Source organism: Maritalea sp. (genome assembly GCF_047634455.1).
GTDB lineage: Bacteria > Pseudomonadota > Alphaproteobacteria > Rhizobiales > Devosiaceae > Maritalea.
Window position 1 is genome coordinate 1 of sequence record NZ_JBLIAI010000001.1, and the last position, 13,412, is coordinate 13,412.

Below are 13,412 nucleotides of genomic sequence, written 5' to 3' on the forward strand. Positions count from 1 at the left end.
ATCATCGCCCCGATGGCGAGTGCAATTCCGTATGGCGCACCGACTTTGTTGTCATGCAATCGAAGTATCCACTCGGCTTTTGGCAGCCAAGTCTTCGGCACTTTCCAGCGAAACAACAATAAAAGCAACGTCAGTACACCGCCCAAAAAGGCAGAGTACACGAGATACTGCACGGCTTGTTCTCCAGCCCCCATCCACAGCCCAATCGCTGCTGCAAGTTTTGCGTCCCCGCCGCCAATCCAACCTGGAATGAACAATAAGAAGGCAACAGCCAACACGGCGGCACCGATACCGACATGGATACCGACCTGTTGGATCGGCATACCTATGGCAACGGCGCATATTGCAAAACTGACGATTAGCGCCAACGAAATCCAGTTGGGAATCCGCATGGTCAGCAAATCATAGGCTGCTGCAAATGCCATTAGGAGCGGAAAAGCTAAAGCCAATACTGAAGTAAGCATGTGGTTAATCTCTACTAAATTCGTTCGTCTGGATGGTGCTTGTTTACCGGGAAATAGTTAGGCCGCAGTAAATCTGATGCAAAAGCACATAAAAAAAGAGGGGCAAATTGCCCCCCTTAGTATTTAGCTGTAGATCACATCTTGTGATCATGTGGCTTATTATGATGCAGCTGTGCCGCCCATTGCCACTGTAATGCTATTGAACACTGCGAACAGCTGACCGCCCATTGCAGTTGCTGCACCAATGATTACGACAGAAATCAATGCTGCGATCAAACCGTATTCGATTGCGGTCGCGCCTGACTCGTCACTTAGAAACTTTTTTACCAAATTCATTTTGTTGCTCCTTGCTCTTTGTCACGACGTGACAATAAATTTGTCCGATCCTCACCACCGAACTCGAACACCAACTTAAGCTTGCTTTCTTGAAATAGTGTTAATTTGAACTAGCAGCGCCTAAGCATAGCCAGTCGCGTTACTTATGATTACTATATCGTTACTTTTTATAGTTAACAGTTTGTAACTAGAATAATACAACTATTTCCTTCCTTCCATCTTTACTAGGGTGCAGCACCCGGGCATGGCACAATTGGGCATATTTGCCATTTGTTCACCATTATTGTGCATGTTGGGCGTGAGTTTATAGTTACAGTTAGGTAAATCATGACATTTGCAAAATTCGCCGCTGGGATCAGCGCTGGTGTTTTGGGGATCGCAATAGCAACCGCAACAATTGCTGCGGAGTCTAAAAGCGAGATAAGCGTCATGATGAATATGGCCCGCATTTTGCGGCTACCTTCTGCCGCTTCCACCATAGTAATTGGCAACCCCATCATAGCGGATGCAACCATACAAGACCCCAGGACTTTAGTTCTGACGGGCAAAGGGTATGGTTCAACCAACTTGATTGCGTTAGATGCGGTGGGCAATCCGATCGCCGATCTCATCATTAATGTAAGTGCTGATGGCGCAAATCTTGTCACCGTCTTTCAAGGCAGTGCAAAGACGTCTATCTCGTGTGCGCCGAATTGTCAGCCGATGGCGCTGGGTGGCGACCACCCCGATTATGTTAAAGATATCGTTGATTCTCTAAACACGGCAACCAGCGTGAACAGCGGCAACTAATCTATCAGGTACACACAATAGTTTGCATTGAAGCTCAGTTTTCAATGGAACGGTAATGTTCTTGTTCGATACTCAATACTTGAAAACTCCCGTTTGTGGATTTGGAATTGGCTTTGATTAGGAATTTCAGAACATTATTCATACGCCAGACCAAGCGCCTCGCCAGTCAAGACGATGGCGTGACCGCTATCGAATTCGCACTACTAGCATTGCCATTCTTCGCCCTAATCGGCGCAATTTTGGAAACGGGTATGTTCCTTCTAGGTAGCCAAATTTTTGACAGTGCCGTTGATGATGCAGCCCGATTAATTATGATCGGTGAAGCCAAGAGTTATTCTGCTGCCGATTTTCGCACTAAAGTTTGCGAGCGTACATTTGGGTTGATCAACTGCCCGGGGATCAAGTTGCGCACGCGCCCTATTGCAAACTTCGCAGTTGCCGACACCACCCCGCCGGTAGATGAGAACGGCGACTGGATATTGGTAGAACAATTTGCACCCGGGAATTCCAGGCAAGTCATTCTGGTGGAAGCCTATTACAAGTGGAACACATTTTTGGGCTTCGATTTTGGATTCTCCAAATATGGTAGCTCGCTGATCATTTCGTCGGCTCGTGTATTCATGAATGAGCCGTTTTGATGAGCATATTGATTTTCAAGTCTCTTCGCTTCTTCCAAAATGCGGCCTTGCGATTTAGCCGAGATACCAAGGCTGTTGCAGCGGTCGAGTTTGCGCTCATTTTGCCAATCCTGTTGCTTACCTATATCGGTACTGCAGAAGTTAGCCGCCTGATTATTATGGATCGTCGCTTGGCTGTCGTGGCAGGCGCAGTTGGCGATCTTGTCGCTCGTGCAGACGGCTCATTGCCAAGCACCGTTTTGGACGATTATTTCGAAGCTGCGGAATTCACCATGGCCCCCTATCCTGCTGGGACACTTAAACAAGTTGTCACCAGCGTTTATGTGAATAAAAAGGGCAAGGCAAAGGTGCGATGGAGCAGAGGGTTTAATGGTGGCGTCAAATATGCGAAAAACTCAATTTACGCATTGCCGCCGGAAATGGCCAACCAATCCAAAAAGAAATACCTCATCATTGGTGAAGCCACCACACAATGGGTACCAATTGTCGATTTTATCTTCCAGTCTGGCTTTACATTGGAAAAAACCTACTTCTATCGCCCTCGCTTTGATGCTGAAATCCTCTTAAACTAACTTCCAGCACCCCCAACAAACGGATTTCCCATATGTCAGATTATTTGGTCCCAGTATTTGATCTGGGCGGGGTTTTTATCGACTGGAACCCAATGTATTTATTCCGCAAACTTTTTGATACCGAAGAAGATGCGCAATGGTTTCATGACCATGTCTGCACCAGCCTTTGGAACATTGAGTTTGATGCGGGCAAGTCTTATGCCGAAGGTATTCAAGAGAAAACCAATCAGTTTCCGCAATATTTCGAGCAGATTTCGGCTTTTGATCGGCGTTGGCACGAAATGATATCGGGCCTAATTGAGGGTACCATCGATATTCAAAATGAATTGATCGAAGCAGAAATCCCGACATTTGCAATTACCAACTTTTCCCGCGAGAAATTTCACGAGTGTTTGGAAAAATACGAATTCTTGCGCAAGTTTGACGGTATCGTCGTTTCAGGAAATGAAAGATTGATCAAACCAGACTATCGGATTTTTCATCGGCTTTTGGACCGGTATAGTTTAGCGCCCGACCAATGCGTTTTGATTGATGACAGCTTTCCAAATGTGACCGCCGCGCGTTATTTGGGCATGAAGGCTGTCCATTTTGAGAACCCTGCGCAGGCGCGCAAAGAGCTTATTGAATTTGGACTGCCGCTCAAAGCGGCATAAAAAAAGGCAAAGCAACCCGTGCTTTGCCCCCCAAATCAAATTCTATTTCTGAGTTATCGCGTTCCGTACATCCGGTCGCCAGCGTCGCCCAGACCCGGAATGATGTAGCCTTTTTCGTTTAGCCGTTCATCAATTGCTGCGGTGAAGATCGGCACGTCCGGATGCGCTTCTTGAAAGCGCACAATGCCTTCGGGGGCTGCAAGCAAGCAAAGAAACCGCAAATTATCCGCCCCGCGCCGTTTGATACGGTCCACAGCTGTAATTGCAGAGTTGGCGGTTGCCAACATCGGGTCAACCACAACGACCAAACGGTCTGCCACATCTGATGGGGCTTTGAAATAATACTCAATCGCTTCAAGTGTTTCAGGGTCCCGATAAAGACCTATATGTGAAACGCGGGCGGATGGCACGAGGTCCAACATTCCTTCAAGCAATCCATTACCTGCGCGCAGGATTGAAGCAAAAACCAATTTTTTGCCTTTGAGTGTCGGTGCTTTCATCGGCTGAATTGGGGTTTCAATGTCGATATCTTCAAGCTCGAGATCGCGGGTTATTTCGTAGCACAATAGATGCGCGATTTCGCGCAACAACCGACGAAAGCTTGCGGTCGAGGTTTCCTTGTTGCGCATAATCGTGAGCTTATGTTGCACCAGCGGGTGATCAATAACCGTTACATTTTTCATATTCGTCGTCCTTGATCCTTAAAAAAACGCGGTGCCGTGTGGTCCGGCAGGCAATTGCAGCCATGCAGCCACTGTTTCACCAATGTCGGCGAATGTCGATCTAGCGCCCTTTGATCCTTTGGTCAAACTTGGGGAAAACAATAAAACAGGCACTTGTTCGCGCGTATGGTCGTTGCCTTGCCATGTCGGATCGCAACCGTGATCAGCCGTCAGTATGAGTAAATCATCTTCATTCATTTTGGCAATAATTTCAGGCAAGCGTTGGTCAAACCGCTCTAGCGCTGCGGCATAACCTGGCACATCACGTGTATGGCCATAAAGCATGTCGAAATCCACAAAATTTGTAAAAATCAAATCGCCATCCCGCGCCATGTCAATTGCGTCCAATGTGGCATCGAACAGCTTCATATTGCCGTTGGCTTTGATCTTATGGGTCACCCCCTGCGCCGCATAAATATCCGATATTTTACCCACTGCAAAAACTTGCCGACCGTTATCTTTGGCGCGGTCCAACAAAGTTGGCTCCGGTGGTTTGATTGAAAAATCACGACGATTTCCCGTGCGTACAAACGTGTCTGGCGTTTCACCAACGAAGGGTCGAGCTATAATACGACCGATATTATAGGGCTTCACCAAATCAAACGCGATTTCACAAATCTCATTCAATCGATCCAAACCAAAGTGGGTTTCATGCGCCGCAATTTGAAACACGCTGTCCGCGCTGGTGTAGCAAATTGGCATGCCGGTTTTGATGCTTTCTTCGCCCAACTCGGCAATGACGAAAGTACCCGACGCATGTTTATTCCCTAAAATACCGGGCAAGTTGGCGCGCTTGATGAATTCATCAGTCAATTCTTTTGGGAAAGTTGGCGCAGTTTCGGGGAAGTAACCCCAATCAAATACTACCGGCACACCTGCAATTTCCCAGTGTCCTGACGGGGTGTCCTTACCCTTTGAAACTTCGCTGGCATGCGCCCATATGCCCGCTCTATGTTCACCCGATAAACCTGCTGGCAGTTCACCACTTGCGCCCAACGCTGCTTGGCCAAGGCCAAGCATGTCCATGTTGGGGATGTTAAGCGGGCCAGCTCTCAAACCAGTTTTATCGCCCAGTCCCTGCACACATGCATCCGCAATATGCCCAAGCGTATTCGAGCCCTCATCGCCGAACACTGCTGCGTCCGGCGCGCCGCCAATGCCAAAACTATCCAGAACACACAATATCGCTCGGGGCATATTTGCCTCCATATGTTTAGAACTAGCGGTCAGATCAGTTTGTGATCAGGCCGTGAAAAAGTTCGCTCGATGCGCCCACTTCACCAAATTGATAGGCTTTGCGCAACCGGTTAGCGGCCTCTGAGGCGCTATCTTCATCTGCGGCGTGGATACGCGCAATCGGTGTATTCGCGTCCAATTTGGTGCCTATTGGCGTGATGCGGTCAAAGCCCACTGCATAATCGAGTTGATCGCCGGGGGTTTTGCGACCGCCCCCTAGCACCACAACCGCCATGCCGACGCCCTTTGCATCGACACCCGAAATGTTAGCTTCACGGTCTGCAAAAACATCACGAATGATCGGCGCAACTGGCAAATAGGTATCGTGATTTTCGACGAAGTCTGTCGGACCACCAAGCATTGAAACCATTTTGCCAAACCGTTCGGCAGCGGCACCATTGTCCAACGCCGTTTGGCATTTCTGACGGGCAATCACCATGTCGCTTTCAATGCCAGCAAGACCAAGCCCGAGCGCGGCCAGTTCAATCGTAACGCTGAGCAAACGCTTGTCTTGGTGCGCGCCTGTGAGGAACCTCACAGCGTTGCGCACTTCCACCGCATTGCCTGCAGCGCTGGCCAAAGGTTCATTCATGTCGGTGATCAAGGCTGAAGTTTTCACCCCTGCACCGTTTGCTACATTAACGAGGCTTTTGGCCAATTCATCCGCGTCGCCAGCGGTGCGCATAAAGGCTCCGGTACCAACCTTCACGTCAAGCACCAACGCATCCAAACCAGCTGCCAGTTTTTTTGACAGAATTGAGGAGGTGATCAGGGAGACGTTTTCGACCGTCGCAGTCACATCGCGAATGCCATACATAATTTTGTCTGCCGGGGCCAAATTGGCCGTTTGACCAATAATTGCGCAACCCGTTTCACGCACAACTTTGCGAAATAATTCGTTGTCTGGGCTAGTGGTATAGCCCGGGATCGCATCAAATTTATCGAGCGTTCCGCCCGTGTGGCCCAATCCTCGGCCAGAAATCATGGGCACATAAGCGCCAACAGCGGCCCAAATTGGCGCAAGCATCAAAGAGACATTATCGCCAACGCCACCTGTGGAGTGTTTGTCCAATATCGGCCCATCAAAGTCTGACCAATCAAGCACATCGCCGCTGTCGCGCATGGCCTCTGTCAACGCAATGCGCTCATCCAATTCCATGTTCTGGAAGTAGACGGCCATGGCAAAAGCGGCGGCTTGCTCAGGCTTCACCTCACCATTGGTCAGGCCCGCAATGAAAGCGGTGATTTCTTCACTAGAAAGCCGCTCACCGTCGCGTTTTTTGGCAATCACTTCTTGGGGCAAAAAGACCATAAATACTCACCATTTAGGCGCCGTAAGGCACCCATACATTTTTGACTTGTGTTGTGCGGGCTAAGAAATAGTCGCCTTCACAAATCGCTTTGTCGGTCCAATCAATGGCTTTGCCTTTGTTGGTCCATGTTTGTTTGAGATTGTGGATCGACATTTGTTCGACCAATTTACCGCCCGCTGCGTCACCCGCATAAAAATGCGCATCAACGCCGTCATGCTCGACAAGCGTTTTGGTTAGGCTGTCTTTTTCGCCCGTCACAATGTTCACCACGCCGCCCGGCAAATCAGACGTATCCATGACTTGATAAAAATCCGTCATGGCCAAGGGCGCATGTTCGGATGGCACCAACACCGTCGTGTTGCCCATCGCAATTGCAGGTGCGAGCAAAGAAATCGCGCCGAGCAAAGGCGCTTCATCTGGCGCAGTTATGCCGATAACGCCAATCGGTTCTACCATGGCCACAACCATCGACCGGGTTGGTGGATTGTGCACTGCGCCATCATATTTGTCGGCCCATCCCGCAAAAGCAAACAAGCGCTCGATAGATTGATCGACTTCTTTCTTTGCAGCAGCGGCACTCACACCCGTCATGGCGCGAATGCGATCCGCGAACTCAGATTTGCGGTAGTCGAGATTTTCACCCATGTAATACAGAATTTGCGACCGCAAGTGGGCGGTTTTGCTGCCCCAACCCAAAGCGCCTCTGGCGGCTTCCACTGCGTTGCGAATGTCTTTGCGATTTCCTTCGCCGACTTCGGCGATCAATTTGCCATCCGGCCCAGTGATTGGGCGGGCATAGCCGCCGTCCGGACGTGTTTGCTTGCCGCCAATATAGAGTTTGGCTGTGCGATCAATGCCATCTGTTTCAAACAATTTCGGCGCAGCGGGTTTTGGCGTTGCAGGCAAGGCTTTGAGCTTGGTTTCCCACGTCGGGCGCAGGTAGGCTGACATGCCTTCTTTGCCGCCTTCACGGCCAAATCCACTTTCCTTATAACCGCCAAAACCACATGCAGCGTCAAACTGGTTGGTGGAGTTAATCCACACAATGCCAGACTGAATGCGCGGCGCGATATCGAGTGCGAGATTGATGTTCTCGCTCCAAATGCTGGCCGCAAGTCCGTAGCGAGAATTGTTGGCAAGCGCGACCGCTTCATCAGGTGTGCGGAAACTCATAGAAACCAAAACGGGGCCAAAAACTTCTTCACTGGCAATCGTATTGGCAGGGCTCACATTTGTGAAAAGCGTTGGCTTCATATAGCAACCATCGGCCGGCAATTCGCCATCAGGCTGATATTTTATCGCGCCTTCTGCTTCGCCTTTTTTCATCAATTCTGTGACGCGTTCGATCTGAATTGGTGCAATCATCGCGCCGATGTCGATGGCTTTGTCGAGCGGGTCACCCACACGCAATTTTGCCATGCGTGCTTTAAGTTTTTTGATGAAACGCTTCTCGATGCTTTCTTGGACCAATAGCCGTGAACCAGCGCAGCATACTTGGCCCTGATTGAACCAAATCGCGTCCACTAAGCCTTCAACCGCGCTATCAATGTCCGCGTCTTCAAAAACGATGAACGGTGACTTGCCACCCAGCTCGAGCGAAATGCCTTTGCCAGAGCCTGCGGTTGCTTTGCGAATGGCTTTGCCGACACCTGTTGATCCGGTGAAGGCAACTTTGTCTATACCTTCATGTTCCATGATCGCCGCGCCGACTTCACCATTGCCAGTGACGATATTGACCACACCTGCTGGCAGGCCAATTTCACGACAAATCTCTGCAAACAATAAAGCTGTAAGCGACGTGAGTTCTGCAGGTTTCAACACCACTGTGTTGCCTGCCGCCAAGGCTGGCGCAATTTTCCATGCCATCATCAATAGTGGGAAATTCCACGGGATAACTTGCCCGCAAACCCCATAGGGCTGGTGGTCTGGGAACTCGCGCTCAATATGCTGGGCCCAGCCTGCATGGTGATAGAAATGACGCGCCACCAAAGGCACATCCACATCACGGCTTTCGCGGATGGGTTTGCCATTGTCCATGGTTTCAAGCACCGCGAACAGGCGCGCGTGTTTTTGCACTTGGCGGGCAATTGCATAAAGGAACTTTGCCCGTTCAAAGCCGGACAAGGCTTGCCAAGGACCAGTTGCCTTGCGTGCCGCTTTTACCGCGCGGTCCAGGTCAGCCTTAGTGCTTTGGGTGATTTGCGCCAGTTCTTTGCCGTTCGCTGGATTGTTTGTGGCGAACGTTTTGCCGGGCTTTGTGAAGTCGCCATCAATGAAGCTGCCGAACTTGCGGGCATGGCTATCAAGCCACGCCACCGCTTGCTCGTCCCCCTCAGGGGCTGGACCATATTCAAGGTTCTTGAAAATCTCAGGAATGTTCATTGTCCTGCCCTAAACCATCGGTTGGCGATAGTCGGCTGAATAGCGACCGGTCGCATTATGTTCGAGTTGTCTTTCGATATCCGTCAAAAGGCTAGAAGCGCCAAAGCGGAACAGGTGCGGTTGCAACCAATTGTTGCCCAGCTCTTCCTTCATCAACGCCATAAAAGTAATCGCATCTTTGGCTTTTGAGATACCACCAGCGGGCTTGTAGCCAATTTCAACGCCGGTTTCTTCGTGGAACCAGCGGATCATACGGATCATCGACAAAGATGTTTGTAAATCAGCGTTGACCTTTTCCTTGCCTGTCGACGTTTTGATAAAGTCAGCCCCGGCCAACATGCAAACCAATGACGCTTTTGCCACATTGGTCTGCGTCGCCAATTCGCCGGTTCCCAAGATCGTTTTCAAATGCGCTTCACCGCAAGCTTCGCGGAAGGCCTTCATTTGATCATATAGGGCTTGCCAGTCACCATTAAGAACATGATGACGTTCAATCACTACGTCGATTTCTTTTGCACCAGCGGCAACCGAGGCTTCAACTTCTTTCACGCGGGTTTCAAACGGGGTAAGCCCGGCGGGAAAACCCGTGGAAACCGCTGCCACCGGAATACCCGTGCCTTTGAGCGCATGCACAGCGGTTTCGACGAAATTGTGATAGACGCAAACGGCGCCGGGATTGATTTTCAATCCTCCGGCACCAAGTGCGGCCAGAATTTCTGGGCGAACCGGCTGACGGGCTTTTGCGCATAGACGTTCAACGCGCCCCGCACTATCGTCGCCGTTCAGCGTCGTCAGATCAATCACGGTGATCGCGCGGAGTAACCACGCAACCTGCCATTGCTTTTTCACGGAGCGACGGGTGCCAATTGTCGATGCGCGGCGTTCAAGCGCCGAGCGGTTCATGCGCACTTGCCGCAACCATCCCAAATCCAGATCAAAACCCGGATTTCGCTGATGATTGTGATTATGCGCATCAATTGAAATAGCTTTGAGGGTCATAATTCCCCTACCAATCTTTCGAGCAACTGCTCGAGTTTTTTCGCGCCTTTAAGCGCCATTTCCTTGGTGTGCTGGTGGGAGATGGTTTCATCCGACAGCCCTGCACCCATATTCGTGATCGATGAACAAGCCCAAACACGCATCCCCAAGAAACGCGCCAAAATCGCTTCCGGAACCGTAGACATGCCGACAGCGTTCGCCCCAAAACCTTTGATCATGCGGATTTCGGCTGGCGTTTCAAATGTCGGGCCAGAGTACCAAGCGTAAACGCCTTCTTTTAACGTAATCCACAAATCGTCTGCGATGGATAGCGCCTGTTTACGCAATTGCGGGTCGTAGGCATCAACCATGTTGACGAACCTGTCGTCTGTTGGTTCGCCAATCAGCGGGTTAAAACCGTTATAATTGATGTGATCAGAAATCATCATCAATTCGCCCGGTGCAATGTCGTTCTCCAAAGACCCGGCAGAATTTGTCAGCAACAGCGTTTTTGCGCCAACTGCGCGCATTGTTTCAAGCGGCACGCGCATCACGTCGGCGCGGCCTTCTTCGTAATAGTGGGCGCGGCCGGTCAAGATCGCAGTACGCTTGCCACTTAACGTGCCAACCAACAAAGCCTTGCCATGCCCAGACACGCCACCTGTTGGAAAATCAACAAGCTCATCGTAGCGAATTTCTTCGCGATCACTGAGCAAATCGCCAACACCTGACAATCCTGATCCCAGGACTAATGCGACCTCAATTGGTTCAGAACCAGCACGATCTCGAATGATTTCTGCATTTGCATTTGCTGCACTCACTTTACCGCCTCCAAACTTTCTGGGCCAAACCCGTCGGGTAACAATTCGCTCATCGAATAGCTTTTTGAATCGCCGTCTTCACTTGTGCAAATAATCACGGTCTCAGCCGTGGCAAATTCGCGGATACGTTGACGACACCCGCCACACGGGGTGACAGGGTCGACACCTTTTCCGATTACAAAGATGCGGTGTATCTTTTTTGCCCCTGCGCCAATCATTGCCGAAATCGCCGATGCTTCAGCGCACGACCCTTGCGGATAAGCTGCGTTTTCGACATTGCAACCAGCATAAATCGCACCGTCATCAGCCAAAATTGCAGCGCCTACTGGAAAGTTAGAATAGGGCACGTGTGCATGCTTGCGCACCTTTTGGGCCGCATCATAAAGGGCTTGCGTTACCGCATCCATTTTATCTCTCCTTGACGTAGGGCTGCCCAACAGCTTTTGGTGGAACAGCGCGGCCGATAAATCCAGCCAGCAACACAACAGTCAGGATGTATGGCAGTGCTTGAATAAATTGCACCGGCACTTCCCCAATAAATAGGAACTCAACGCCTTGCAATCTGATTTGCGCGGCACTCAACACACCAAACAACAAGCAAGTCCAAAGAGCGTTCCAAGGCCGCCATTTTGCGAAAATGAGGGCAGCAAGCGCGATAAAACCACGTCCTGCGGTCATATTTTCGCTAAAGTTTGCCCCCTGTGACGTTGACAAATAAGCCCCCGCAATGCCGCACAGAACACCTGTAACAATCAATGCTTGGTAGCGCAGTTTGAAAACTGAAATGCCCGCCGTGTCGAGTGCTTTGGGATTTTCACCAACCGCGCGCAGACGCAAACCGAAACGCGTACGCATAAGCACCCAAGCCGTGATGGGCACAGCCGCAAACGCAAAATAGACAATGATCGTATGTCCAGAAATCAATTGCTCATAGATTGGACCAATGAACGGCACTTGTCCAATTTCTGTGGCAAATGGCAATTCAATAGGCCCTATACGAGCATCCTGAGGCAAATTCGGGGTGGTTCCGCCGCGTTTGAATATCGAATGGCCGATAAACACTGTTAAACCAGCAGCCAAGAAGTTCAACGCGACGCCAGAAATGACTTGGTTGCCGCGCAAATTGATCGACGCGAAGGCGTGGATCATCGACATCGCTGTTGACACCGCTATGGCTGCAAGCATACCAAACCACACTGAACCCGACAGCGAGGCCACTGCAGCGGCGGCAAATGCCGCGCCCAGCATCTTGCCTTCAAGACCGATGTCAACAATGCCTGCGCGCTCGGAAAATAACCCTGCAAGCGTAGCCAACAGAATAGGCACTGCCAACCGGACAGAGGAATCAAGAAGGAAAATGATATCGTTCATGCCCATCGTTACACTTCCTTCTTTTCAGCTGTGTCGTCTTGATTTCCCGAGGGCGACCGGAACGCTCCAAATATGCGCTCAAGCATCGGTTTAAACATTTCGTCCATGGCACCAGAAAAAAGAATAACGAGTGCCTGAATAACGACCACGAGGTCGCTTGGTACCGACGGCATAACGAAAGCCAACTCCAACCCACCTTGGTACAGCGCCCCAAACAAAACGGCAGCGAATGCGATGCCAACCGGATGTGCGCGGCCCATAAAGGCCACGGCGATGCCCACAAAGCCAAAGCCTTGGACATAACCAACAACCAGGCGTTTTTGTACGCCAACCGCTTCATTTACCGCCATCAGACCGGCCAATGCGCCTGCGATGGCCATAGCAATCATAATGATCGTGACGGCGTTGATCCCGGCATATCGAGCGGCTTCGGGGTTGGAGCCAAGTGTGCGGATTTTGAAGCCCAATTTTGTGCGCCAAATAAGCACATAAACAAATATCAGCGCTAGAATACCAAAGATGAATGTTACGTTGAGCGGCGAATATTTGAAGTAACTGAAATATTCTGCCATTAACGGCAATCGACCGGCTTCGGCAATCGTGCGTGTTTCAGCGTTTGCGCCAGGGTTGGTGATCACTCGGGCGAGCATGTAGCTCATAAACGCAGAGGCGATAAAGTTAAACATGATCGTTGTGATCACGATATGGCTGCCACGCTTTGCCTGCAAATAGCCTGGTATGATGGCCCAGATTGCGCCGAGTGCCATCGCAGCAAAAGTTGAAGCGAACAGCACAATAATCCAGTGGGTTTGGTCAAGCCAAAGCGCCATCATGATCGCGCCAAGCCCGGCGACATACGCCTGACCTTCACCACCAATATTAAACAGACCTGCATGAAATGCGACCGCAACTGCGAGGCCGGTAAAGATGAAACTGGTCGCAAAATGCAAGGTGAAGCCCATGCCCGTGCCGGTGCCAAAAGCCCCGTAGGCCAGAACTTTCATGGCTTCGAACGGATTCTCCCCAATCACAGCGACAGCAAGTCCGCCAACAATTAGCGCCAGCAACACGTTCATGGCTGGCATAAGGACATTCAATGCCCAATTCGGCAATGGCTGTCTCGAACTCATCGCAATT

15 protein-coding genes are annotated in these 13,412 nt (G+C 50.5%); 4 read left to right on the plus strand and 11 right to left on the minus strand.

The features are described 5' to 3' along the window. Together ACJAZW_RS00005 and ACJAZW_RS00010 are read right to left on the minus strand one after the other, a co-directional pair. On the minus strand, window positions 1–464 hold a 464-nt coding region (locus ACJAZW_RS00005), incomplete at its 3' end, for an A24 family peptidase (RefSeq protein ID WP_415154688.1). A 159-nt stretch (window positions 465–623) separates the two neighbouring features. Beyond that, window positions 624–800, minus strand: coding sequence for a Flp family type IVb pilin (locus tag ACJAZW_RS00010; protein ID WP_415154689.1), 177 nt, complete (start codon window positions 798–800; stop codon window positions 624–626). Between the two features lie 327 nt (window positions 801–1,127). Here ACJAZW_RS00010 and ACJAZW_RS00015 point away from each other — a divergent pair, with 327 nt between their 5' ends. The 4 genes from ACJAZW_RS00015 to ACJAZW_RS00030 all read left to right on the plus strand — a co-directional run bounded on the left by ACJAZW_RS00015 (window position 1,128) and on the right by ACJAZW_RS00030 (window position 3,452). Beyond that, entirely contained in the window at window positions 1,128–1,589 is a 462-nt protein-coding gene (locus tag ACJAZW_RS00015; protein WP_415154690.1) for a pilus assembly protein N-terminal domain-containing protein, read from the plus strand. A gap of 107 nt (window positions 1,590–1,696) precedes the next feature. Further along, the gene (locus ACJAZW_RS00020) at window positions 1,697–2,227 is read left to right on the plus strand and encodes a TadE/TadG family type IV pilus assembly protein (protein WP_415154692.1); all 531 of its coding nucleotides are present in this window, start codon (window positions 1,697–1,699) and stop codon (window positions 2,225–2,227) included. Further along, window positions 2,227–2,799, plus strand: a complete 573-nt coding sequence (locus ACJAZW_RS00025) for a TadE/TadG family type IV pilus assembly protein (RefSeq protein ID WP_415154694.1) — start codon at window positions 2,227–2,229, stop codon at window positions 2,797–2,799. Before ACJAZW_RS00020 ends, ACJAZW_RS00025 begins: the two co-directional genes overlap by 1 nt. A gap of 32 nt (window positions 2,800–2,831) precedes the next feature. After that, window positions 2,832–3,452 carry an HAD family hydrolase gene (locus ACJAZW_RS00030; RefSeq protein WP_415154696.1) on the plus strand — a complete coding sequence of 207 codons (621 nt, stop codon included), beginning with the start codon at window positions 2,832–2,834 and terminating at the stop codon, window positions 3,450–3,452. A gap of 53 nt (window positions 3,453–3,505) precedes the next feature. Here the strand turns inward: ACJAZW_RS00030 and upp are convergent, their stop codons facing one another. Genes upp through ACJAZW_RS00075 form a run of 9 tightly spaced genes read right to left on the minus strand, consistent with a single transcriptional unit; the run spans window position 3,506 to window position 13,405 of the window. Then, window positions 3,506–4,135, minus strand: a complete 630-nt coding sequence (gene upp / locus ACJAZW_RS00035) for a uracil phosphoribosyltransferase (RefSeq protein ID WP_415154698.1) — start codon at window positions 4,133–4,135, stop codon at window positions 3,506–3,508. A gap of 18 nt (window positions 4,136–4,153) precedes the next feature. Next, window positions 4,154–5,371 (minus strand): phosphopentomutase, encoded by a 1,218-nt coding sequence (locus ACJAZW_RS00040; protein ID WP_415154700.1) that lies wholly within the window; start codon window positions 5,369–5,371, stop codon window positions 4,154–4,156. A 34-nt stretch (window positions 5,372–5,405) separates the two neighbouring features. Continuing rightward, the gene (deoA, locus tag ACJAZW_RS00045) at window positions 5,406–6,722 is read right to left on the minus strand and encodes a thymidine phosphorylase (protein WP_415154702.1); all 1,317 of its coding nucleotides are present in this window, start codon (window positions 6,720–6,722) and stop codon (window positions 5,406–5,408) included. Window positions 6,723–6,735: 13 nt separating this feature from the next. Then, entirely contained in the window at window positions 6,736–9,105 is a 2,370-nt protein-coding gene (locus tag ACJAZW_RS00050) for an aldehyde dehydrogenase family protein (protein ID WP_415154704.1), read from the minus strand. Between the two features lie 9 nt (window positions 9,106–9,114). Then, window positions 9,115–10,104, minus strand: coding sequence for a deoxyribose-phosphate aldolase (deoC, locus tag ACJAZW_RS00055; protein ID WP_415154706.1), 990 nt, complete (start codon window positions 10,102–10,104; stop codon window positions 9,115–9,117). Then, window positions 10,101–10,904 (minus strand): purine-nucleoside phosphorylase, encoded by an 804-nt coding sequence (locus ACJAZW_RS00060; protein ID WP_415154708.1) that lies wholly within the window; start codon window positions 10,902–10,904, stop codon window positions 10,101–10,103. Before ACJAZW_RS00060 ends, deoC begins: the two co-directional genes overlap by 4 nt. Further along, entirely contained in the window at window positions 10,901–11,311 is a 411-nt protein-coding gene (gene cdd / locus ACJAZW_RS00065; RefSeq protein ID WP_415154710.1) for a cytidine deaminase, read from the minus strand. The genes ACJAZW_RS00060 and cdd overlap by 4 nt, the downstream gene beginning before the upstream one ends. 1 nt (window position 11,312) lies before the next feature. After that, window positions 11,313–12,275: an ABC transporter permease gene (locus ACJAZW_RS00070; protein WP_415154968.1), complete on the minus strand. Its 963-nt coding sequence runs from the start codon at window positions 12,273–12,275 to the stop codon at window positions 11,313–11,315. Window positions 12,276–12,283: 8 nt separating this feature from the next. Further along, on the minus strand, window positions 12,284–13,405 hold the full coding sequence (locus ACJAZW_RS00075; RefSeq protein ID WP_415154712.1) for an ABC transporter permease: 1,122 nt from the start codon (window positions 13,403–13,405) through the stop codon (window positions 12,284–12,286). Between the last annotated feature and the right edge of the window lie 7 nt (window positions 13,406–13,412).